General features: G+C 67.8%; 17 protein-coding genes. 10 read left to right on the plus strand and 7 right to left on the minus strand.

Annotated features, from left to right (window positions below; all coding sequences use genetic code 11):
• Positions 1 to 39: 39 nt before the first annotated feature.
• From EBS11_RS06830 to EBS11_RS06855, 6 genes are all read left to right on the plus strand, one after another.
• Complete coding sequence (locus EBS11_RS06830) at positions 40 to 2,463, plus strand: TonB-dependent receptor (protein WP_290601530.1); 2,424 nt, start codon at positions 40 to 42, stop codon at positions 2,461 to 2,463.
• Positions 2,464 to 2,757: 294 nt separating this feature from the next.
• On the plus strand, positions 2,758 to 5,016 hold the full coding sequence (locus EBS11_RS06835; RefSeq protein ID WP_290601532.1) for a TonB-dependent siderophore receptor: 2,259 nt from the start codon (positions 2,758 to 2,760) through the stop codon (positions 5,014 to 5,016).
• A gap of 76 nt (positions 5,017 to 5,092) precedes the next feature.
• A complete protein-coding gene (locus EBS11_RS06840; RefSeq protein WP_290601533.1) occupies positions 5,093 to 5,839 on the plus strand; it encodes a DUF4198 domain-containing protein in 747 nt (248 codons plus the stop codon).
• Positions 5,840 to 5,841: 2 nt separating this feature from the next.
• A complete protein-coding gene (locus EBS11_RS06845; protein WP_290601534.1) occupies positions 5,842 to 6,189 on the plus strand; it encodes a DUF3649 domain-containing protein in 348 nt (115 codons plus the stop codon).
• Positions 6,186 to 7,814, plus strand: coding sequence for a PepSY-associated TM helix domain-containing protein (locus EBS11_RS06850; RefSeq protein ID WP_290601536.1), 1,629 nt, complete (start codon positions 6,186 to 6,188; stop codon positions 7,812 to 7,814). The genes EBS11_RS06845 and EBS11_RS06850 overlap by 4 nt, the downstream gene beginning before the upstream one ends.
• On the plus strand, positions 7,814 to 8,182 hold the full coding sequence (locus EBS11_RS06855; protein ID WP_290601683.1) for a DUF3325 domain-containing protein: 369 nt from the start codon (positions 7,814 to 7,816) through the stop codon (positions 8,180 to 8,182). Before EBS11_RS06850 ends, EBS11_RS06855 begins: the two co-directional genes overlap by 1 nt.
• Here EBS11_RS06855 and EBS11_RS06860 read toward each other — a convergent pair.
• From EBS11_RS06860 to EBS11_RS06885, 6 genes are all read right to left on the minus strand, one after another.
• Complete coding sequence (locus tag EBS11_RS06860; RefSeq protein ID WP_290601537.1) at positions 8,169 to 9,977, minus strand: EAL domain-containing protein; 1,809 nt, start codon at positions 9,975 to 9,977, stop codon at positions 8,169 to 8,171. The two genes, EBS11_RS06855 and EBS11_RS06860, sit on opposite strands and share 14 nt — an antisense overlap.
• 168 nt (positions 9,978 to 10,145) lie before the next feature.
• On the minus strand, positions 10,146 to 11,774 hold the full coding sequence (locus EBS11_RS06865) for a methyl-accepting chemotaxis protein (RefSeq protein ID WP_290601539.1): 1,629 nt from the start codon (positions 11,772 to 11,774) through the stop codon (positions 10,146 to 10,148).
• 226 nt (positions 11,775 to 12,000) lie between these two features.
• Entirely contained in the window at positions 12,001 to 13,476 is a 1,476-nt protein-coding gene (xylB, locus tag EBS11_RS06870) for a xylulokinase (RefSeq protein WP_290601541.1), read from the minus strand.
• A 134-nt stretch (positions 13,477 to 13,610) separates the two neighbouring features.
• The gene (locus tag EBS11_RS06875; RefSeq protein WP_290601543.1) at positions 13,611 to 14,144 is read right to left on the minus strand and encodes a GNAT family N-acetyltransferase; all 534 of its coding nucleotides are present in this window, start codon (positions 14,142 to 14,144) and stop codon (positions 13,611 to 13,613) included.
• Complete coding sequence (locus tag EBS11_RS06880; protein ID WP_290601544.1) at positions 14,141 to 14,659, minus strand: N-acetyltransferase; 519 nt, start codon at positions 14,657 to 14,659, stop codon at positions 14,141 to 14,143. The genes EBS11_RS06875 and EBS11_RS06880 overlap by 4 nt, the downstream gene beginning before the upstream one ends.
• Positions 14,660 to 14,745: 86 nt before the next feature.
• Positions 14,746 to 16,020, minus strand: a complete 1,275-nt coding sequence (locus tag EBS11_RS06885; RefSeq protein WP_290601546.1) for an amidohydrolase family protein — start codon at positions 16,018 to 16,020, stop codon at positions 14,746 to 14,748.
• A gap of 384 nt (positions 16,021 to 16,404) precedes the next feature.
• Between EBS11_RS06885 and EBS11_RS06890 the strand changes: the two genes are divergently transcribed.
• From EBS11_RS06890 to EBS11_RS06905, 4 genes are all read left to right on the plus strand, one after another.
• Positions 16,405 to 17,277 (plus strand): phasin family protein, encoded by an 873-nt coding sequence (locus EBS11_RS06890; protein WP_290601548.1) that lies wholly within the window; start codon positions 16,405 to 16,407, stop codon positions 17,275 to 17,277.
• Positions 17,278 to 17,443: 166 nt separating this feature from the next.
• Positions 17,444 to 19,195, plus strand: a complete 1,752-nt coding sequence (locus EBS11_RS06895) for an ABC transporter transmembrane domain-containing protein (protein WP_290601550.1) — start codon at positions 17,444 to 17,446, stop codon at positions 19,193 to 19,195.
• Positions 19,185 to 20,993: an ABC transporter transmembrane domain-containing protein gene (locus EBS11_RS06900; protein ID WP_290601551.1), complete on the plus strand. Its 1,809-nt coding sequence runs from the start codon at positions 19,185 to 19,187 to the stop codon at positions 20,991 to 20,993. The genes EBS11_RS06895 and EBS11_RS06900 overlap by 11 nt, the downstream gene beginning before the upstream one ends.
• A gap of 175 nt (positions 20,994 to 21,168) precedes the next feature.
• A complete protein-coding gene (locus tag EBS11_RS06905; RefSeq protein ID WP_365954966.1) occupies positions 21,169 to 23,232 on the plus strand; it encodes a GGDEF domain-containing protein in 2,064 nt (687 codons plus the stop codon).
• Between the two features lie 45 nt (positions 23,233 to 23,277).
• Here EBS11_RS06905 and EBS11_RS06910 read toward each other — a convergent pair whose 3' ends face one another.
• Complete coding sequence (locus EBS11_RS06910; RefSeq protein WP_290601552.1) at positions 23,278 to 23,607, minus strand: hypothetical protein; 330 nt, start codon at positions 23,605 to 23,607, stop codon at positions 23,278 to 23,280.
• Positions 23,608 to 23,666: the final 59 nt, after the last annotated feature.

Consider the following 23,666-nt stretch of genomic DNA (forward strand, 5'->3'; position numbering starts at 1 on the left):
CACGTTAATCGACAACAAATTAACCTGGAGAAACGCACCATGTGGTCCCCCCGCTTCAAGCTGACACCCGCCCCTCTCGTCCTGGCCGCCATGCTGGCCCTGGGCACGGCCACCGTGGCGCAGGCACAAGTCTTGCCCCCGATCAAACTGGCCATCGCCGCCCAGCCGCTGGGCCAGGCCCTGAATGAACTGGCGCGGCAAGCCAATCTGCAACTGCTGTTCGCTCCCGACCTCGTGGCCGGCAAGACGGCGCCCGCCGTCAGCGGCACCCTGAGCGTGCGCGACGGCCTGGAGCGCCTGCTGGCCGGCAGCGGCCTGCAGGCATCCATCGATGGCAATGCCGTGATCATCAAGCCGGCGCCCAGGGCCACGGGCGACACGGCGACCCTGTCGGAAATCACCGTGACGGCCAGTGGCGAGCGCACGGCCACCAGCGATGGCACGGGCGCCTACACGACGCCCGCCGTGACACTGGCGGGTGTGGAACGTTCACTGCGCGACACGCCGCAATCCGTGTCCGTCGTCACGCGCCAGCAGATGGATGACAAGAATTTGTTCACCCTGGACCAGGTGCTGGAACAGAGCACGGGCCTGACGCGCATGAACCGCAGCTTCGGCTCGCACGAATTCCTCGCGCGCGGCAACGCCCTGTCCTACCTGATCGACGGCATGCCCGGCATCTCCGACAACGCCACGGGCTGGCTGATCCCCGACATGGCCGTGTATGACCGCGTGGAAATCCTGCGCGGCTCGGCCGGCCTGATCGTCGGCGCCGGCACGCCGGGCGGCGTGGCCAACCTGGTGCGCAAGCGCCCCCGCGCGGAAGCCCATGCTGATGTCACCGCCACCGTGGGCAGCTGGAGCCAGCGCCGCGTGGAGCTCGACGCGGGCACGCCCCTGAATGCAGCCGGCAGCGTGCGCGGCCGCGCCCTCGTGGCCTACGAAGACCGCGGCTACTTTTATGATGCCGCGCACAGCCGCATGCCCCTGTTCTACGGCATCGTCGAGGCGGACCTGGACGCCGCCACCACCGTGCGCGCGGGCGCGCGGCGCCAGCATACGGTGACGGATGGCTACTGGCTGTTCGGCCTGCCCCGCTACAGCAATGGCGCCACCTTGCCGATCCGCCGCTCGACGTCGCTGGCGCAGGACTGGAACCGCCACGACGCCACCATCGGCGAGCTGTTCGCCGATCTCGAACACCGCTTCGGGGACGACTGGAAGGCCAGGGTCGCCCTCAACCGCACCTATGGCAATTTCGACCAGCAGGCGGCCATCGTGCGCGGCAGCATCAATCCAGCCACGCAGCAGGGCGCGCGCCTGTACACGGTCAACTACCGCAAGCAGGACATCGTCACCACGGGCATCGACGCCAGCGTAGGCGGCAGCTTCGGCGCCTGGGGCGGCAGGCATGAAGTGCTGCTGGGACTGAATGCCTCGCGCGCCCTCACGGACGACCACGCGGCCTCGACCTCGCCCGGCCTGCCCTTCGACGTCTTCCGGCCCGACAATGCCCTGCTCCCCCGTCCCGCGCATCCGGCCTGGGATACGCTGCCGCAGCTGAACGAACAGCGTTACGGCGCCTACGCCAGCACGCGCTGGGAACTCCATCCGGCGCTGCACCTGCTGCTGGGCGGCCGCCTGAGCTGGTTCGACAAGCAGACCACGGGCAGGCTGCCCACCGACCCCGTCAGCCGCTACAAGGAAAGCGGCGAATTCACGCCGTATGCGGGCCTGGTGCAGGACCTGGGCCGACAGTGGTCCGTGTACGGCAGCTACGCCAGCATCTTCCAGCCGCAGAGCCTGTACTACACCGTGGGCGGACAGCCCTTGAAACCCGTCGTGGGCGACACCTATGAAGCGGGCGTGAAGGGCGAGCTGTACGACGGCCGCCTGAACGTGGCGCTGGCCGCCTTCCGCATCAACAAGCGCGACACGGCCATCTACGACGAGGCCAGCAACGACGACTGCCTGAAGTGGGACGTGACGGGCAGCTGCTACCGCAATGGCCGCCCGCTGCGCAGCACGGGCATCGACGCGGACGCCAGCGGCGAAGTGTTGCCGGGCTGGCAGCTGTCGTCCGGCTACACCTACAACATCGCGCGCGGCGAAGCGGGCGAGACCCCGCCCACCGTCACGCCCAGGCACATGCTGCGCGTGTCGACCAGCTACCGCCTGCCCGGCGCGTGGAACCACTGGACCATCGGCGGCGGCGTCTCGGCGCAAAGCGGCTATCTGTACCAGGCGGACGACAACCCGGACGTGAGCTTCCGCAACGGCGGACGCACCGTGTGGGATGCGCGCGCCGCGTACATCTTCAACCGCAACTGGAGCGCCAGCCTCAGCATCGCCAACCTGACGGACAAGACCTACTGGGCCGCCACGGGCGAGCTGCGTCGCGGCAATTACTTCGGCGAGCCGCGCAACATCATCCTCTCCCTGCGCTACACGCCGTCCCTGTAAGCGCCTTCCCGGCAGCTGCCCGCGCCACGGCCGCCGCATGCTTGCGGCGGCCGTGCCCGCTTACAGCCGCAGCGCATCCCTGCCCGGCACAGCACTCTTGCATGTCTCACAACCTCGCACTATAATAAGAATAGTTCTCATTCACATTTAGACCTTCCCAAGTCTGCACGCCGTCCCGGCCCGTGCGCGGCTGAATGACACGCTGCGCCAGCCAGGCAAGCACGCCAAGCAAGCTCCCCACACCCATAGAAAGCCTGTCGCACGACGGCGGGCACACGAGAAGAAGGATGCTTCATGGCACGAACACGTTCGCTGGCCGGCACTGCCGCCACGCTTTCCCCCGCCTTCCCCGCATGGCGCGTGCGGCCGCTGGCCGCCGCCGTCCGCTCGGCCCTGCTGGCGACGGCGCTGGGCGCCGGCGCTGCCCTGGCCGCCGACGCCCCGGCCAATCCCGAGGTCGCCACCTTGAGCGAGATCAAGGTGCTGGGCCAGCAAGACAAGGCATCGACGGAAAACACGGGTTCCTACACCACCAGGGAAATGGCCACGGCCACGCGCATGGGCCTGTCGATGCGCGAGACGCCGCAATCGATTTCCGTGGTGACGCGCCAGCGCATGGACGACATGGGCTTGAACAGCCTGGCCGAAGTGCTGGTGCAGTCGACGGGCGTGACGGTGCAGGAAAACGACAGCGAACGCACCAATTTCTCCGCGCGCGGTTTTTCCATCGGCAATTACCAGATCGACGGCGTGGCCGTCAATTCGGGCAGCAATGCGCTGTTCGACACGGCCATCTATGACCGCATCGAAATCGTGCGCGGCGCCACGGGCCTGGTCAGCGGCAATGGCGACCCGTCGGCCACCATCAACATGCTGCACAAGCGCCCGGGCAAGGAATTTTCCGCCGCGGCCGGCCTGACCGTCGGCTCCTGGAGCAAGGTCCGCCTCGAAGGCGACGTCAGCGCGCCGCTGAATGCGGACGGCAGCATCCGCGGGCGCGTCGTCGTGGTGGGCCAGAACCGCCATTCCCACCTCGACCTGTACCAGGAGCGCAAGCTGGTGGGCGCCGTCATCGTCGAAGCGGACCTGACGCCGGATACCCTGCTGACGGCCGGCATCGACTACCAGAAGAACACGCCGAAAGGCACGAGCTGGGGCACGACGCCCCTGTTCTTCTCGGACGGCACCCTGGCCCACATGCCCCGCTCGTTCAACATGGCGGCCAGGTGGAGCAGCTGGGAACGCGCGTTCGAGAACAAATACGTCTACCTCGAACACCGCTTCGCCAACGACTGGAAGGTCAAGGCCGCGTATGGCCGCCTGGACAGCTCCTCGAACGGCAAGCTGTTCTACGGCGGCAGCGGCTATCCGAACCGCGACGGCTCGGGCCTGGCCGTGTGGAGCAGCGCCTTCCCCTACGATGAAAAGCAGGACAACTTCGACCTGTCGGCCAACGGCACCTTCCCCCTGTTCGGCCGCCAGCACGACCTGGTGCTGGGCGCCAACGGCTGGAAGCGCACGGGCACGACAAATGAAACGCAGTTCGAGGACCCGCTGCCCTTCGCCACCACCATTCCCGACTTCCGCCACTGGACGGGCGACGTGCCCGAGCCGGCCATGCTGCGCACGGGCGCGCGCGACGTCGCCACCACCAAGCAGTCGGGCGCCTTCATCGCCACACGCATCAACGTCACGGACAAGCTGAAGGTGCTGGCCGGCGCGCGCGTCTCGCAGTGGGAAACGTATAACGACCGCTACGACACTAAAGGCGCCTTCGTGAAGCGCAGCTCGGCCTACAAGACGGACGATGTGGTCACGCCGTATGCGGGCGTGGTGCTGGACCTGAGCAAAAGCACCTCGCTATACGCCAGCTACACGGACCTGTTCAAGCCGCAGAACCTGAAGGACAAGAACAACGCCTTCCTCGACCCGATCACGGGCAGCAACGTGGAAGCGGGCGTGAAGAGCGAATTCCTCGATGGCGCCGTCAACGCCTCGTTCGCCGCATATGAAGCCAGACAGGACAACCTGGGCGAGGAAGATCCCTCCGTGCCGCTGACCTTCTTGCTGCCCGACGGCAGCCGCCCGTATGTCTCGACGGGCAAGGGCACGAAAAGCCGCGGCTACGAAGCGGAAGTGTCGGGCAGCCCGCTGGCGGGCTGGCAGCTGTTCGGCGGCTTTACCCACAGCACCTCGAAAACGGGCAAGGGCGTGCTGACCAACACCATCCAGCCGAGCAACATGCTGCGCGTCTCGACCACCTACCGTCTGCCGGGGGCGCTGCAAGACCTCACCGTCGGCGGCGGCGTGAACTGGCAGAACGAGATCTGGACGACGGCCACCCTGCCGAACAAGACGAAGACGCGGGTCAGCCAGGGCAGCTACGCGCTGGCCAACCTGATGGCGCGCTACCAGATCAGCCCGAAACTGTCGGCCAGCCTGAATGTCAACAACCTGTTCGACAAGACGTATTTCCGCCGCGTGGGTTTCTATAACGGCGGCTACTACGGCGAACCGCGCAGCGTGGCGCTGAACCTGCGTTACCAGCACTGATGCACCGTGCCGGCCGCCTTCTTCGGCAGCGCGGCCGTTTTGACTGTTTGACACAAAAAAACACAAGGGATACACCATGCACCTCACTTCCATCGCGCGCCTCGGCGCCCTCGCCGCCGCCCTGCTGGGCGCGGCTACCGTGTGCGGCACCGCCGGCGCGCACCAGATCTGGCTGCAGCAGGACGGCCAGGCGGCCAGCGTGTACTTCGGCGAATTCGGCGACAACCTGCGCGAAGCGTCGCCCGGCCTGCTGGACAAGTTCCGCATCCAGAGCGCGACGTGGCTTGCGCCGTCCGGCAGCAAGCCCCTGCAGGCGCGCAAGACGGCCGGCGCCTTTGTCCTGAACGGCAAGGTGGCGCCCGGCGAAAGCATCGTCGTCGAGGAAAACGCCTACCCGTCGTGGGAAGAGAACAAGGATGGCAAGGCCACGCGCACCGTGTGGATCCCCGCCGCGCGCCTGATCGCCGACGCCACGGCGCAAACGCCCGCGCTGGCGCTGGACCTGGTGCCGACGGGTAAACCGGGCCAGTTCCAGGTCAGCTACCGTGGCAAGCCGCTGGCCGATGCCAAGGTCAACGCCGTGGTGCAGTCGGGCTGGGGCAAGGAAGCGTGGAGCGATGCGCAAGGCCTGGTCAGCTTCCCGCTGCCGTGGCAAGGCACGTATGTGCTGGAAGTGCAGCACACGGACAGGACGGCCGGCCAGCGCGGCGCCGAACACTATGACAAGGCCATGTACGTGACCACCGTGAGCCTGGTGCAGCCGCAGGGCGTGGCGCCGCTGCCGGCCGGCCCGGCCCTGCCGCCAAGCAAGGACCACGACTGACCATGCCAGCGCCTGCCCATCCTGATACCGCTGAAAAAGCGCCGCGCCTGCGCCTGTCCGCCAATGCCGTGTACCGCCTCGGCGTGGCCTCGCGCAGCGTGGCCGCCATCGTCGGCGGCTACGTGCTGGCCGCACTCGTCACCATGTTGCTGTCGGTGAGCCTGCCCATGGCCCGTTCCGAAGCCGTCATGACGGCCACCCTGCTGTCGTTTGCCATCTACACCTGCGTGGTGATGTGGGTCTTCGCCACCGGCAGCGCCCTGCGCGCCTGGCTGGGTCTCGCGATCCCCGCCGCCGTCATCGCCGCCATCCTGCACTGGATGGACGCACTATCCTGGAGTCTCGCATGAAAGAAGGTTTTCGCCAGTCCATGGCATGGCTGCACACCTGGTCCGGGCTGCTCGTCTGCTGGATCCTGCTGCTGGTGTTTTGCGCCGGCACGGCCAGCTACTACCGCAATGAAATCACCCTGTGGATGCAGCCCGAACTGCATGGCGCCGCCGCCAGCCAGGTGACGACGGAGGCTGCGGCCACGGTCGCGCAAACGGCCATGGAAGCACGTGCCGAGGGCGCCACGCGCTGGTTCATCAGTCTGCCCGGCGAGCGCAATCCCTCGCTGCAGCTCGGCTGGAGCAAGCCCGCGCAGCCGGGCGAAAAGAAGCGCGGGCGCCGCGGCAATTTCCATAGCGAGGCGGCCGACCCCGCCACGGGCGAAGTGCTGTCCAAGCCGCGCGACACGCGGGGCGGCGAATTCCTCTATCGCCTGCATTTCGACCTGCACTACATGTCCGCCATCTGGGGTCGCTGGATCGTGGGCTTCTGCGCCATGTTCATGTTCGTCTCCATCATCAGCGGCATCGTCACGCACAAGCGCATCTTCAAGGACCTGTTCACCTTCCGGCCGAAGAAGGGCCAGCGCTCGTGGCTGGACGCGCACAACGTGACGGCCGTGCTGGCCCTGCCCTACCACATGATGATCACCTACACGGGCCTCGTCACGCTGATGTTCCTGTACATGCCGTCCGGCGCCACGGCCGCCTACAAGGGCGACCAGGATGCCTTCTTCGCCGAAGCCTTCCCGGGCCGCTCGGACGAGCGCAAGGCGGCCGGCGTGGCCGCGCCCCTGACGCCCCTCGCCCCCCTCGTGCGCCAGGCGGAGCAGCACTGGGGCGACGGCAAGGTCGAGCGCATCTCCGTGAGTCATCCGGGCGACGCCAACGCCAGCGTGACCCTGTCGCGCGCGGCCGGGCGCGACATCTCGTCGAAGCAGCCGTCGATGGAATTCGATGGCGTCACGGGCAAGCTGCTGGCCACCGATGGCGAAGCGCTGCCCGGCGCAGCCGCCACGCATGGCGTGATGTACGGCCTGCACATCGCCCGCTTCGGCGGGCCGCTGCTGCGCGCCCTGTTCTTCCTGTCCGGCCTGGCCGGCTGCGCCATGGTGGCCACGGGCGCCCTGCTGTGGGCCGTCAAGACGCGCCAGAAGCAAGCCAAGGCGCTGGCCGCCGGCAAGCGTCCCAGCTTCGGCCTGCGCCTGGTGGAAGCGCTCAACATCGGCGCCATCGCCGGCATCCCGATCGCCTTCGGCGCCTATTTCTGGGCCAACCGCCTGCTGTCTGTGACGATGGAAGACCGGCCGAAGGAGGAAATCGCCTGCTTCTTCGGCGCCTGGGCGCTGGCCGCCATCATCGCCCAGCTGCGCCCGTCGCGCGCCATGTGGCGCATGCAGCTGGGCGTCGGCGCGTTCATGCTGGCGTCCCTGCCCGTGCTGAACGTCTTCACCACCGCATCGCACCTGGGCGTGACCCTGTTCCTGGGCCGCGGCCCAGTGGCGGTGGCCGCCTTCGACCTGGTGGTGCTGGTGCTGGGCCTGGGCCTCGCGTATGCGGCGTTCAAATTGAAACCGCTGCCCGTGAAAGCGGCCAAGGCCGCACCCGCCGCCAAGCCGGCGCCGGCGACGATGGAGGCCGCGTGATGGAGCTGCTGTCGAATTTCCTCGTCTTCGCCCTGTGCTATGCGGGCCTGTCCGCGCTGTGCCTGGCCATGGACCGCCACTACGCCGACCTGCACGGACGCGGCGCCGAACCGCCCGCGCCCCTGCGTCGCCGCCTGCAGTGGACGGGGTCGCTGGCGCTGGCGGCGGCCCTGGCCTGGGCCATGCACCTCGCCGGCGGCGGCTATGGCCTCGTCTACTGGGTCGGCAGCCTGACGGGCTGCGGCTTGCTGCTCATCTGGCTGCTGCCCTATGCGCCGCACCAGGCCATGCGCCTGGCGCGCGTCACCGGCGGCGCGGCCGTGCTGGCCGCCGTCGTGCTGGCCGTGCTGTCGCTCAGGCCGGGCTAGCCGACTTGAGCAGCGCCTCGACGCCCTCGGGCGCCATGGCGCGGCCCAGGAAATAGCCGAACGCCTCGTCGCAGCCCATCTCGGCCAGCAGTTCCAGCTGCTCGCCGTTTTCCACGCCGCCGGCGACGGTACGCAGTCCCAGCGTGTGCGCCATGGCCACGATGGCGCGCACCATGGCGCCGTCGCCGCCCGGCTTGCCCAGGTCATCGACGAAGCATTTCTCGATCTTCACCGCATCCGTGGGAAAGCGCTTCAGATAGTTCAGCGACGCGTCGCCCGTGCCGAAATCGCTGATGGCGATGGCGATGCCCAGCTGGCGGAACTGGCGCATGATCAGTTCGCAGTTCTGGTTGCGGTCGATGAGGATGGCGGCGGCGATTTCCAGTTCGATGCAGCGGCCGGGCACGCCGGCCGCCTCCAGCGCGGCGGCAAAATTGCGCACGATGTCGCGCTGGTAGAACTGGCGCGCCGACAGGCTGACGGAGACGGTCAGCGGCTGGCCCTGCGCGATCCAGCTGCGCGCCTGCTCCACGGCCGTGGCCAGCACCCAGGCGCCCACCGGCAGGATCAGGGCGCTTTCCTCCAGTACCGGTAAAAAGTCGAGCGGCATCATCAGGCCCAGTTCCGGATGCTTCCAGCGCAGCAGCGCCTTCACGCCCGTGATGCTGCGCGTCCGCAGGTCCACACGCGGCTGGTAGTACAGCACGAACTCGTTGCGCTCGAGCGCATGGCGCAGGGCCGTCTCGAGGATGGTGCGCGAGTACGACTGCGTCTGCATGCGCGGCGCGTAGCGCTGGCAGGTGCCGGGGGCATGGCGCTTGGCTGCATACATGGCCAGGTCGGCCTTTTCGATCAGCGCATTGACGTCGTCGTCGTCGTCCGGATACAGGGCCACGCCCACGCTGGCCGCCACCGCCAGGCTGTATTCGCCGATGACGAAGGGGGCGGCGATGGCGCAGACGATCTTCTCGGCCACCCGCTCGGCATCCTGCGCCGTGCGCAGTTCCGTCAGCAGGATGATGAATTCGTCGCCGCCCTGGCGCGCCACCGTGTCGACCTTGCGCACGCACTGCTGCACCCGGCGCGCGAACTCCGTCAGCACCTGGTCGCCCACGTCGTGTCCCAGGCTGTCGTTGATGGACTTGAAGCGGTCGATGTCGACGAACAGCACCGCCAGCAAGCCCTGGTGGCGGCGCGCATACGCGATGCCGTGCTCGAAGCGGATCTGGAAATGCAGCCGGTTGGGCAAGCCCGTCAAGCCGTCGTGGTGGGCGATGAATTCCAGCTGCTGCTCGGCGCGCCGACGGGCCGACACGTCGTGCAGCAGCAGCACCGCGCCGCCCTGCGCCAGCGGCGCGCAGCTGTACTGCACGTCGATGCGCTTGCCGTCGAGGTGGCGCAGCAGCACGGCGCCGCGCGCCACTTCCAGCACTTCCTGCTGCGCCACGCAGTCGCGCACCTGGCGCGCCGCATCGATGGGCGTGCCGTCGTGGAACAGGGGCAGCAGCTGCGTCACGGGCTGGCCCAGGCCGTCGTCGGCCAGCAGGCCGCCCATGGCGCTGGCGCGGGGATTGAGGTATTCCACCACGCCATCCCGGTCGGTGCCGATGACGGCCGCCGGCAGCGCGTGCAGCAGCGCCAGCGTATCGGCCATGACCTGCGCCTGCGCCGCCTGCCGCACCACGCCCGTCGCATGGCGCATGCGCCACGCGCGCGCCGCCTGCCACTGGCACGCCAGCAGCACGCTGAGCACCACGGACAGGCACAGGCACAGCGCCAGCAGCAGCGCCGTCATGCGTCACCCGGCAGGCGGAGGATACGGTACATGGTTTTCCTTTGCAACGCGCGCCATGCGGCCGGGCGCAGATCCATGCGGAAAGGAAATAGTATAAGAATTCGGGCCGTTTTTTTGCCTGATCGGACGCCGCTTGACTGGCATCAAGCGGCGCGGGGCAGGTCCGCGTCAGGTCAGAGACAGGGTCCGGGCCAGGACGGCGCCGGCCGGCGCCCCCGTGCCGGGCGTGCCATGCAGCTTGAAGATGCTGACGGCGTCGGCCAGGCTGGCCGCCTGCTGCTGCAGGGCGTCGGCGGCAGCGGCGGCCTGCTCCACCAGGGCCGCGTTCTGCTGCGTCACGCCATCCATCTGGCTGATGGCGATGCTGATCTGCTCAATGCCGTCGCGCTGTTCCACGCTGGCCACGGCGATCTCGCCGATGATGGCATTCACGCGCTGCACGCTGCCCACCACTTCCTCCATCGTGCGCCCCGCCTGGCCGGCCAGCACGCTGCCCTCTTCCACCGTGCGCACGGATTCGCCGATCAGCTGCTTGATTTCCATGGCCGCTGCGCTGGAGCGGTGCGCCAGGTTGCGCACCTCGCTGGCGACGACGGCGAAGCCGCGTCCCTGCTCGCCCGCGCGCGCCGCTTCCACGGCCGCGTTCAGGGCCAGGATATTCGTCTGGAAGGCGATGCCGTCGATGACGGCGATGATGTCGACGATGCGCTTCGACGAGGCATTGATATGGCTCATGGTCTGCACCACCTGCGCCACGGCTTCGCCACCGCGCTGCGCCACCTCGGACGCGCCGCCGGCCAGCTGGCGCGCCTGGTCCGCGTTGTCGTTATTCTGCCGCACGGTGGAGGTCAGCTCGATCATCGAGGCGGCCGTCTCTTCCAGCGAACTGGCCTGCTCCTCCGTGCGCGAGGACAGGTCCATGTTGCCGCTGGCGATTTCCCCGGACGCCGTGGCGATGGCATCCGTGCCGGCGCGCACGCGCCCCACGATGGCGGCCAGGTTGCCGCTCATGGCTTTCAGGGCGCGCAGCAGGTCGCCGATCTCGTCGCGGCTGCCGTCGGCCACCACGGCGCGCAGGTCGCCCGCCGCCACCTGCTGGGCGATGCCGACGGCCGCGCCCAGCGGCACGGTGATACTGCGGACCAGCCACCAGACGGTGACCGAGCCCACCACCAGCGTCACCAGCACGGTGGCCAGCATGGCGATGCTGGCGCTGCGGTGCGCTGCCGCGTCCTGCTCCTTCATCTGCGCCATCAGGGCGTGCGACTGCTTGCCGATGGTGGCGACGATGGCGTCGATCTGGCGCGTCGGTTCGCGGTCCATGCCCTTGACCAGCGCATCGACGGCCTGGGCGCTGTCGGCGCGCGCGCCATCATACTTTTGCAGCGCCGCCAGGTAGCTCACGCCCAGCGCATCGTGCGCCTGCACGGCCTGCGCCACGGGCGCCGTGTCCAGGCCCAGCGCGGCCATCATCGCCTGCAGGCTTGTCAATTCCTTGCGCGTCTGCGCGCCGCTGGCGACGAACGCTTCGCGGTAGCGCTGGAAGGCAGCCGCATCGCCGCCGCGCAGCAGGATGTTTTTCCACTCCTGCACCTGGATCTTGAATTCCACCTGCGCGCTGCGCGCCGCGTCGACGGCTTCCGTCAGGGCCACGGAGCGCTGCATGGCATCGGCGCTGCGCGCGCTGGCGGCGTCGAGCGCGCTCCAGCCGCGCACGCCGACGAAGACCAGCGCAAGGAAGAAGAAGGCGCCCAACAGACCCAGGCGGACGGAGATTTTCAGATTCGCGAGTTGCATGTGTTTCTCCCGGCGGCAAGAACAGGATGGCAACAAAGGTGGCGCCAAAACTATCCAATTCTCACCCAATGGCGGAATCATGGGGCGCGCCCCGTGAAAAACCAAGCGGCACTTATCTTAGAGAAACACTTTCAGCATAGAAACAACAAATTACACGGAAAACTTAACTGTCTGGCCATATTGCCGCACGGGCAGCATGGTCGGGCCGGCAATCTTGCCGGCAGCGCTAGCGCGCCGCCCCAGCCGCGCCGGCAAATTCCTCGCGCAGCAGCGGATACAGGCGCCGGTAGCGTGCCAGGCGCTCGTCCAGCACGGTGCCGGCCCGTGGCGCGACGGTTTCCTGCACGGCCGGACGCGTGCACACCTGCGCGGGCGGCAGGCCCGTCACCGCCATCTGCGCCAGGCGCGCCGCGCCCAGGGTGCCGCCGGCCACGCCGTGGTCGTGGCGCAGCACGTGCAAGCCCGAGGCATCCGCGCACAGCTGCGCCCAGAAGCGGCTGCGCGAGCCGCCGCCGACGAACGACGCTTCCTGCAGCCGCGTGCCGGCGCTGCGCAGGGCCGCATTGCCGTCGGCCATGGCAAAGGCGACGCCCTCCATCACGCTGTAGGCCAGCTCCGCGCGCCCGTGCTCCGTCGAAAGGCCGAAGAACACGCCGCGCGCCGTGGCGTCGTTGTGCGGCGTGCGCTCGCCGCTCAAATACGGCAAAAAGATGGGCGCCGTGCGCGCCTCGACGCCTTCGGCCAGCGCCACGAGGGCGCCGATGTCGGGCGACTGCGTCAGCTGCGCCACCCAGGCGAGGCTGGACGCGGCGCTGAGGATCACGCTCATCTGGTGCCAGCGCCCGGGCAGGCAATGGCAGAACGCGTGCACGCCCTGGCCCGGATTGGGCGCAAAGCCGTCGCTGCCCGCGAACAGCACGCCGGACGTGCCCAGCGACAGCAGGCCGGCGCCCGGCTCCACCACGCCCAGACCCACGGCGGCGGCCGCGTTGTCGCCCGCGCCGCCGGCCAGCAGCACCGCGTGCGCGATGCCCCATTCCCGGCACAGGGCCGGGCGTACCTGCGCGGCGGCGGCGCTGCCCTCCACCAGGCGCGGCATGTGCTCGCGCGTGAGGCCGGTGGCCGCCAGCATGCGTTCGGACCAGTCGCGCCTGGCCACGTCCAGCCACAGGGTGCCGGAAGCGTCGGACATGTCGGAGACATGCTCGCCCGTCAGGCGCAGGGCCACGTAATCCTTGGGCAGCAGCACCTTGGCCGTGGCGCGGAACAGCGACGGTTCATGTTTTTTCAGCCACAGCAGCTTGGGCGCCGTGAAGCCCGGCATGGCCTGGTTGCCCGTGATGGCGCGCGACGCGGGTTCCAGCGCCTCGAGTTCCGCGCATTCGGCCGCCGCGCGCGTATCGTTCCACAGGATGGCCGGGCGCAGCACGCGCTGCTGCGCGTCGAGCAGGGTGGCGCCATGCATCTGGCCCGACAACGCGATGCCGCGCAAGCCGGAAAACGCCTGCGGCTGGGCGCTGCGCAGCGCCGCGATGACTGCCAGGGTGGCCCGCCACCAGTCTTCGGGGTCCTGCTCCGACCAGCCGGCATGGGGGCTGGCCACGCGCAGGCTCACGCCGCTGCTGGCGAGGATGGTTTGCGCGTCGTCCGTCAGGATGGCCTTGACTTCCGACGTGCCGATATCGATACCGAGATAAGTCACGCTGCTTCCCCGCAAAAAGGTGGCCGCACAGGCTGGCGCGGCGGACAGCCTGCATGGTAATCGGCGCGCGCCGGGCCGGGCGCGCATTTCTCCATACTTTTCCCGGTTTTCACGATACGCGCCAGCCAGCGCCTTCAGCCATGCTGGCGGAAGTCGCGCCGGTAGACATTTGTCTCCTTGCCGTCCGGCAGCCGGCGCGTGAAGCGCTCGAAGCGCAGGCCCAGCTTGTTGAGCAGCTTGATCGAGGCCTGGTTCTGCTGCGAGGTGATGCCGTACAGGGTGCGCAGGCGCAGCCCGTGCTGCGCATGCTGCACGATGGCGGCGGCCGCCTCGTAGGCATAGCCCTGGCCCCAGTGGGCGGGACGCAGGGCATAGCCGATATCGGGGCCGGGCAGGCTGTCGCGGCGCACCAGGCCGCCCATGCCCACGGGCGCGCCGTCGCTGCGGCGCTCGATGATGTACAGGGAATAGCCATGCTCGCGGAACTGCGCCATGGGGCCCGTTTCCAGCGCCGCGCGGGCCGCCTCCACGGTGTGCAGATTGCGCTGGCCGATGTTGACGATCCACGACGGGTCGTTGACCAGTTCCAGGTAGAAGGCCGCGTCGTCGGGCGTGACGGTGCGCAGGCGCAGGCGCGGCGTCTCGCAGATGGTGACGGCGGCGCTCATGCGGGCCACTGCATCGGATCGCTGAGCAGCTGGTACATCACGTAGGCGTCCACATAGCCCAGCTGCGCGTGGCGGTAGGCCAGCGGCAGGGTAGCGACCACGCTGAAACCGAGCTTCTTCCACAGGGTGACGGCGGCCAGGTTGGTGCTGACGACGAAGTTGAACTGCATCGCCAGGAAGCCCGCACGGCGCGCCTCCTCCATGCAGTGCACGCCCAGCATGCGGCCCACGCCCACGCCCTGCGCGGCGGGATCGACCATGAACGAGGCATTGGCCACGTGCGATCCATGGCCAGGCTGGTTCGCCACCAGCTTGTACATGCCCAGCAGGCGCTCCGCGCCCATCGTGGCGACAAAGCTCTGCACGCCGGGGCCGAACCAGTAGGCGCGGCAGTCTTCGCGCGTGGCGTCGGCAGGGAAGGTGTAGGTGTCGCCGGCGGCGACCAGCGTATGGAAGATCGGCCACATGGCGTCAAAGTCGGATTCCCGCGCGGGGCGGATGTCAATTTCTTTCAAGGTAAAGCTCCGGCAAACAAGTTACGCTGATTGTCAGTGATTTGGACAGGGCCGTCCAGCCGCGCACGCGCGCCGGCGCGGCGGCGTCAACGCCCCAGGCGGAAATCCACGCTGCCGGGGCGGCCCGGCAGGTGCAGGCGCGATTGCGCGCGCGGCGCCTCGCTGACGATCTTCCCGCGCCGCAGCACCAGGCGCCGCGCCGCGCGCAGGCGCAGCGCTTCCACGGTGCTGCCGCAATCGAGGAGCAGCAGGTCCGCATGGCAGCCGGGCGCGATGCCGTAGCCGTCCAGGCCCAGGATGCGCGCCGGCGTCTCGGTGACGGCCAGGAAGCAGTCGTGCATGGCTTGCTGGCCCGTCATCTGCGCCACGTGCAGTCCCATGTGCGCCACTTCCAGCATGTCGCCCGAACCCAGGCTGTACCACGGGTCCATCACGCAGTCGTGGCCAAAGGCGACGGGGATGCCGGCGGCCAGCATCTCGGGCACGCGCGTCATGCCGCGCCGCTTCGGATACGTGTCGTGGCGCCCCTGCAGGGTGATGTTGATGAGCGGATTGGCAATGGCCGCCACGCCCGCCTCGCGGATCAGGGGCAGCAGCTTGCTCACATAATAATTGTCCATCGAATGCATGGAGGTCAGGTGCGATCCCGTCACCCTGCCCTGCATGCCGAGGCGCTGCGCGTGAAACGCCAGGGTTTCGATGTGGCGCGACAGCGGGTCGTCCGATTCGTCGCAATGCATGTCCACCATCAGGCCCCGCTCGCAGGCGAATTCGCACAGCAGGCGCACGGATTCCGCGCCATCGGCCATGGTGCGCTCGAAGTGCGGGATGCCGCCCACCACGTCGACGCCCATGACGATCGCGCGCTGCAGATTGTCGAAGGCGCCGGGACTGCGCAGGATGCCGTCCTGGGGAAAGGCCACCAGTTGCAGGTCGAGGTAGGGCGCCACCTGGCGTTTCACGTCGAGCAGCGCTTCGACGGCCAGCAGGCGCGGGTCGCAGATATCCACGTGCGAGCGGATGGCCAGCAAGCCGCGCGCCACGGCCCAGTCGCAATACTGCAGGGCGCGCTCGATCAGCGCCTGCTGCGTCAGCTGCGGCTTCAGCTCGCCCCACAGGGCGATGCCTTCGAGCAAGGTACCGGAGGCATTCACGCGCGGCAAGCCGTAGCTGAGCGTGGCATCCATGTGGAAGTGCGCGTCGACGAACGGCGGCGTGACGAGGTCGCCGTCCGCATCGATCTCCTGCGCGCCCGTCACGGGCAAGGCGGGGCCGACGGCAGCGATGCGCCCGCCGGCGATGGCGATATCGATGGCGCGGCGGCCGTCGGGCAGGCTGGCATTGCGGATGACCAGGTCCATGAAAACACTCCTAAGTGGTGAATGGTGACCGAACGGACAGGTTCCAGCGGCGATTTCCCCGTGCCGCGCCTTTGCTGCAGTGCAAGAATATAGCGACTGGCAATTGCATAGCCATAGAATCGCCATCCATGCCTTGCGCGCGCGCAAACATCGTGCAGACAGCGGCAGGCTGATGAATACAGCAGCCACAGGGGGCACGCCCTCGAGAAAAATAACTTTCAACCAACTCGAATCACCGCTAGAATATTCATATTGCGTTGCATCATAATCAGGCTATCATCGGCTATTCAGCGCGCTACCTACTTTACAAAACGCGGCCAACTCTGGTTTTCGGGATTTTGCAGAGCGTTTTGCCAGCATTTTAATCCGTATAAAGGAGTAAATATGTTTCCAATTCCTGAACAATTTTCCAGCGCCGCGAAATCGCAACTGGAAAACCAGCTGCAGATTTTCAGTAGCCTGACCAGCAAGGTCTTTGAAAGCGCCGAAAAAATCATCGCCCTGAACCTGAATGCCGGCAAGGCCGCCCTGTCGCACACGGCGGAAACGGCGCAGCAACTGCTGGCGACGCAGGACCCGCGCGACTTCCTCAGCTACAGCACCAGCCAGGCCCAGCCCAATATCGAGAGCGTGCTGGCCTACAGCCGCCAGCTGTTCGGCATCGCCTCGAGCACCCAGGCTGAATTGCTGGCCTCGGCCAAGGCCCGCCTGGAGGCGGCCGCTCCCGCCGCCCCTGCCGCTACCCCGGCCGTCGCCAAGCCTGCGCTGTCCATCGTCGCGCCAGTGGCCCAGCCGGCTGCCGCGCCGGCGGCACCGCTGCCGCTGGCCGCCACGCTGCCGATCGCCGCCTCGGCCCCTGCCGCCGTCAAGCCTGCGCCAGCCAAGGCCGAGGAGGCGGCCAAGCCTGCCGCCAAGGCCGCGCCTGCCCCTGCGCCTGCTCCAGCAGCTCCCGCCCGGGCCGCCGACAAGCCCGCCGCGAAAGCGGTGGAAAGCAAGCCGGCGGCGAAAGCGGAAGCAGCCAAGCCCGCGCCAGCGCCGGCGAAAGCCGCCGCACCGGCAGCGGCACCCGCCAAGCCCGCCGCCAAGTCTTTCCCCGCGAGCAAGACGGTGGCCAAACCGGCCAGCACCGCCAGCAAGTCCGTGGCCAAGGCCGCAGTCAAGCCAGCCGCCGCGCCGGCAGCCAAGCCGGCAGCCAAGGGCACGCCATCGAAACAGCTCGACATGCTGGGCGGCGGCAAGGGCAGCGGCCGCAAGTAAGCGCCGCGCCGCACGTCCAGGCAGCAAAACAACGGGCTACGGCCCGTTTTTTGCGTGCCCGTCCGCAGCGCGCTTTCCTGCCTTGTTGTATCCTACGCGTACTTTCCGTGCGCGTGCCCCTCCTTCCGCCCCGCGACACCCCATTACAAAAAACAAAAAGGTAACCATGAGTTTATCGAGGCTCATCGCCGGCTTCGTGCGTCAGCATTGGCCGGCGTATGCCGCCGCCGCCGTCATGCTGACGGGCGTGGCAACATTGACCGTCTGGATCCCGCGCCGCGTGGGCGCCATCATCGACGCGCTTGCCGCGCACCGCATGACGGCCTCCGAACTGTGGCTGGAGCTGCTGACCCTGCTCGCCGTCGGCGTCGTCATCTACTTCCTGCGCGTGGGCTGGCGCATCACCCTGTTCAAGGCCGCCTACCAGCTGGGCGTGATGCTGCGCACGCGCTTCTACACGCGCATGTCGCAGCAGGGCGCGTCGTTCTACCAGAACCAGCGCACGGGCGACCTGATGGCGCTGGCGACGAACGACATCGACGCCATCGAAATGGCCGCCGGCGAAGCCATGCTGGCCGGCTTCGACGGCACATTGACCTTGCTGATGGTGCTGGGCATCATGCTGCTGGGCGTGGACTGGCGCCTGGCCTGCATCGCCCTCTTGCCCTTCCCCCTGATGGGACTGGCCTTCTGGCGCATCTCCAGCCATATCCACACGGCGTCGACGGACTCCTTAAAACGCTTTGCGGCGCTGAACGACCATGTGCAGGAATCGCTGTCGGGCGTGCGCACCCTGCGCGCGCTGGGCCTGGAAGAGCGCAGCAGCAAGCAGTTTTCCACCCTGGCCGGCCACGCGGCCAACGCCAGCCTGACGGCGCAGCGCTGGGAAGCGGCGTACGAACCGGCCGTCGGCCTGACCCTGACGGCCGCCACGGCGCTGACCCTGGGACTGGGCGGCTACCTCGTGTGGCAGGACCAGCTGACCATCGGCGCGCTGACGAGCTTTTCCATGTACCTGGGCCAGCTGATCTGGCCCATGTTCGCCGCCGGCTGGGTACTCTCGCTGATCGAGCGGGGCCGCGCCGCCTGGCAGCGCCTGCAGCCCATGCTCGACGCGCCCCTGGCCATCGACGACCACGGCACCATCGCCACGCTGACGCCCGGCCCCCTGCAGCTGACGGACATCGGCTTTGCGTATGCGGGCCAGACGGCGCCCGCGCTGTCCGGCATCTCGCTGCGCCTGCTGCCGGGCCAGACCCTGGGCCTGGTGGGGCCGACGGGCAGCGGCAAGTCGACCCTGCTGCGCGTGCTGCTGCGCCAGGTGACGCCGCAATCGGGCACGGCCACGTGGAACGGCCAGCCGCTCGACGCCTACACCCTGCATGCGCTGCGCGCGGCCATCAGCTGGGTGCCGCAGGAATCGTTCCTGTTTTCCGCCACCATCGCCGACAATATCGCCCTGGCCCGCCCCGGCGCCACGCGCGAGGAAGTGGAACGGGCGGCGCAGCTGGCCGACATCCATGCGGACATCCTGCAATTCCCCGACGGCTACCAGACGCACGTGGGCGAAAAGGGCATCACCCTGTCCGGCGGCCAGCGCCAGCGCGTGGCCATCGCCCGGGCCCTGCTGGCCGACAACGGCCTGCTGCTGCTCGACGACGCGCTGTCGGCCGTCGACACGGGCACGGAAACGCGCATCCTGCAGCACCTGGAAGAACTGCGCGCGCGCCGCCCCGAGCGCAGCGCCATCATCGCCAGCCACCGCCTGAGCGCCGTCGTGAATGCCGACCTGATCCTGGTGCTGCGCGATGGCCACGTGACGGAAACGGGCGACCACGAGACCCTGATGCAGCGCGACGGCTGGTACGCCAGCCAGTGGCGCTATCAACAACTGGAGGCCAGCCTCGATGCCATCTAAGAACGACCAAGCCGCCACCGCCACGCAATCCGTGCGCCGCCAGGCCGTGCAAGCCATCGGCCTGCTGCGCCGCGCCGCCGCGCCCGACCTGCGCCACCTGTACTGGGCCACGTTCTGGCTGATCATCGCCGCCGGCCTGGAAGTGACGGGGCCGATCCTGGGCAAGGCCCTGATCGACCAGCACCTGCTGCCGCGCCACCTGGACTGGACGCGCATGTCATTGCTGCTGGGCGGCTGCCTGCTGACGGGCTGGGTCGCGTCCGGCCTGCGCTACCTGCAGCTGGTGCGCCTGTCCGGCCTGGCCATGCGCTCGGTGCAGCGCCTGCGCGAAACCGTCTACCAGCACGTGCTGCGCCTGCCCATGGCCTTCTTCGACCGCGCCATCACGGGCCAGCTGGTCAGCCGCGTCACGAACGACACGGAAGCCGTCAAATCGCTGTACGTGCAGGTGCTGTTCGTCATCCTCGACAGCTCCATCGTCCTCGTCGGCACCATGGCCGCCATGGCCTTCCTCGACTGGCGGCTGATGCTGATCGTGCTGGCCCTGCTGCCGGCCGTGCTGGTCATCGTCTTCCTGTACCAGCGCTGGAGCGCGCCGGCCGTCACGCGCGCGCGCGCCCTGCGCAGCGAAATCAACGGGCAGATCGCCGAATCGATCGGCGGCATGAGCGTGCTGCAGGCGAACAACGCGGAAAAGCGCTTCGGCGCCCGTTTCACGGGCATCAACCAGGACCACTACACGGCGCGCATGCAGGAATTGCGCGCCAACGCCTGGCTGCTGCGCCCCGCGCTCGACATGCTCAACATCGTGCTGCTGGCCGTCGTCATCTTCAGCTTCGGCCGGCGCGAGATGGGCGCCGTGGAAGTGGGCGTGCTGTATGCGTTCATCAGCTACATCGCGCGCGTGATCGAACCATTGATCCAGATCACCATGCAGTTCAGCCAGCTGCAGCAGTCGGTGGTGGCGACGGCCCGCGTCTCGGCCCTGCTGGACGAAGCGCAGGCGCTGGAACATGCGCAGGGCAGGGAAACACCGGCCCTGCGGCAGGCACAGGCGGGCATCGACGTGCCTGCCGTGGATATTTCTCACCTGACCTTCGCCTACGTGGAAAACCAGCCCGTGCTGCACGACCTGTCGCTGACCATTCCCCAGGGCGCCTTCTTCGGCATCGTCGGCCACACGGGCAGCGGCAAGTCGACCCTGCTCTCCCTGCTGCTGCGCTTTTATCCCGTCACGCAGGGCCGCATCGCCATCAATGGCGTCGCGCTCGACAGCATCGACAACGAGCATTTCCGCGCCGACGTGGGCCTGGTGCCGCAAGACCCCTTCCTGCTGGCCGCCTCGGCGCGCGACAACATCGACATGGGCCGCGGCTACACGCAGGCGCAGATCGAGACGGCGGCGCGCGCCGCGCATGCGCACGACTTCATCGCCGCGCTGGAACACGGCTACGACACGCCGCTGGGCGAAGGCGGCTCGCGCCTGTCGTCGGGGCAGAAGCAGCTGATCGCCATTGCCCGCGCGCTGGCCGGCCAGCCGCGCATCCTGCTGCTCGACGAAGCGACGTCGCGCATCGATAGCCAGACGGAGCAGATCGTGCAGACGGCGCTCAATGAATTGCGCGGCAAGGTGACCATCATCGCCATCGCGCACCGCCTGTCGACCATCCGCGACGCGGACACGATCATCGTGCTCAACCATGGCCGCATCACGGAAGCGGGACCGCACGAGGACCTGATGCAGATCGACGGCGGCCTGTACCAGCGCCTGTACCTGCTGCAGCAGCTGGCGCAGTAATGCCGTTTTGTCAATGCCCGTAGTGTGCACTTTCGGAGATTTCTGCAGTGCGCATGATATTTCTTGATTGCAACAGAATATAATCTTTGCAGACAAGCAGGGTCATTGCGGGAGCGGGAAGTTGGCAGGCAGAGAGAAACGGGCATCATGGCGGAAGGCACACTGGCTGCTGGCATTGGCGTGCCTGCTGCCGCCTGTTGCCGGCGCCGGGGAGCTGTCTCTGCTGCAACAGATCGATGCCGTGCGCGAGGATGGCCGCTTCGTGCCGGAACGCGCCCTGCTGCGCCTGCAGGAGGTGGAAGCGCAGGCGCGCAGCGCGCCCCTGCCCGTGCGCACGGAATTCCTGACCCAACTCAGCAATGCCCGCATGCGCCTGGGGCAGAACGACATCGCCATGCAGCTGGCCGAGGAAGTGATCGCTTACGCCCGCCAGAACCATAACGACGTGGCGCTGGCCAAGGGCATGCTCAGCAAGGCCTACATCACCTTTGCCATGAACGAGCGCCGCGCCTCGCACCTGCTGGCCTTTGAAGCGGAGCGCATCGCCAACCGCACGGACGACCTGCCCGTGCGCGTGCAGGCCACCATCAGCGCGGGGCAGTCGTGGGCCGAGGAAGGCAACTTCCCGTTTGCGCTGGCCAAGCTGCAGGCAGCCGTCGACCTGGCGCGCCAGAGCAATTCCCCCGCCAGCCTGGCCCCCGCCCTGAACGCCCTCACCCTGCTGTACACGCAAATGCGCGAATACGACAAGGGTTTCCAGGTCCTCGATGAGTTGCTGGCCGTCTCCGCCACCCTGGACTCGCCGGGACGCATGGCGCAGGCGAAGAACACGGAATACGGGCTGGCGCTCGACGCGCAGCAGCCGCAGCGGGGCCAGCGCGCCCTGCTGGCGGCCCTGGCGCTGGAACGCCAGCTGGGCGCGAAGGGCATGGTGGCGACCACCCTCGTCAACCTGTCGGACAGCTACCTGAAGGAAGGCGATTACGCGCGGACCTTGCGCTACGCCAATGAAGCCATCACGGCCGCGCGCCTGCTCAGCAACGAGCAGGTGGAGGCGACGGCGCGCCTGAACATCGGCCAGGCCCTGATCGGCCAGGGCCGCCTGCAGGAAGGCAAGCAAAGCGTGGCCACGGGCCTGGCCTACTACGAACGCACGGCCAACCAGCCGGACATGCAGGCCGTGCTGCTGGAATACGGCATGGCCCTGGAAAAGGCGGGCGACATGCGCGGCGCCGTGACGGCGTACCACCGCGAACGGGGCATTTCCAACCAGCTGTTCGAGAAGCAGCGGCAAAAAGCCGTGTACGAATTACAAGAAAAATATGAGGCGGAAAAGAAACAGCGCCAGATCGAACTGCTCAGCCGCGAGAACCAGCTGAAGAGCACGGAAATCGACAACCGGCGCCTGCAGCAGCGCGTCTGGTGGCTGCTGGCCCTGGTACTGGCCATGGGTTCCGCCATCGTCGGCTTGCTGTACCGCAAGGTGCGCCACGCCAACGTGCAGCTGAAGGTGAAGAACCAGGAACTCAAGCGCCAGAGCTCGCGCGATCCGCTGACGGCCCTGTACAACCGCCGCCATTTCCAGGAATTCATGCGCAGCCAGGCGGGCAAGCCCCAGCAAGCCTATGCGGGCAGCGACGTGGTCAGCGCCCTGTTCCTGCTCGACGTCGACCATTTCAAGCACATCAACGACCGCCACGGCCATGCGGCAGGCGACCTGGTGCTCACCACCATCGCCGAAACGCTGCACGACGTGCTGCGCGAAACGGACATGATCGTGCGCTGGGGCGGCGAGGAATTCCTCGCCTTCCTGCCTGCGGTGGCGCGCGACGGCCTCGACGATATCGCGCGGCGCATCCTGGACGGCGTGGGCGCGCAAGTGATCGAGTACCAGGGCCAGGCCATACGCGTGCACGTGTCCGTAGGATTCGCGCCCTACCCGCTGGCGCCGCTGGGCCAGCCGCTCAGCTGGGAGCGCAGCGTCAACCTGATCGACATGGCGCTGTACCTGGCCAAGTCGCACGGACGCAACCGGGCCTATGGCTTGCGCGGCTTCCAGCACGTGGAACGCACGACGCTCGAAGCGGTGGAACAGGACCTGGAACGGGCGTGGCGCGACGGCTACGTCGACTTGAGCGTGGTATTGGGAGCAACGGACGGCACGGGCGGCGCGGGAACGGTGGCGCAGGGCCGCCAGGCGGGGAACAGCGGTGGCTATGGAGCGGCGGCCGTCACGTGACGGCGGCCGTCCGGGACAGGCCGGCGGGGCCGGCCAGTCACCTGCTTACTTGTGTGCGGCGTCCTGGATCTTTTCGCCCGCTTTTTCCACTTTCTTGCCCACGGCATCGGCCGCTTCGGTCATTTTCTTGTCTGCATCAGCAGCGACCTGGTCCATCTTGGCGCCCGTATCGGCAGCGGCGCTGCTCACGGCGGCATCGGCTTTTTCAGCAGCGGCCTTGATGTCGGCCTGCGCCTTGGCGGCGGCGGCATCGATTTGCTGGCCCGCTTGCTCGGCTGGACCGGCAGCAACGTCTTCCTTCTTCTGGCAGGCGGCCAGGGCCACGACGATCATCCCGGCGGCGCACACGGTCATCCAATTTTTGCTTACTTTCATGATTATTCCCTTTCATTGTTATCAAAAGACACAGATCAGTTCGCAATATACACCTGGAT

Origin of the sequence: Janthinobacterium sp. (assembly GCF_009923995.1) — a bacterium.
Classification (GTDB): Bacteria; Pseudomonadota; Gammaproteobacteria; order Burkholderiales; family Burkholderiaceae_D; genus Janthinobacterium.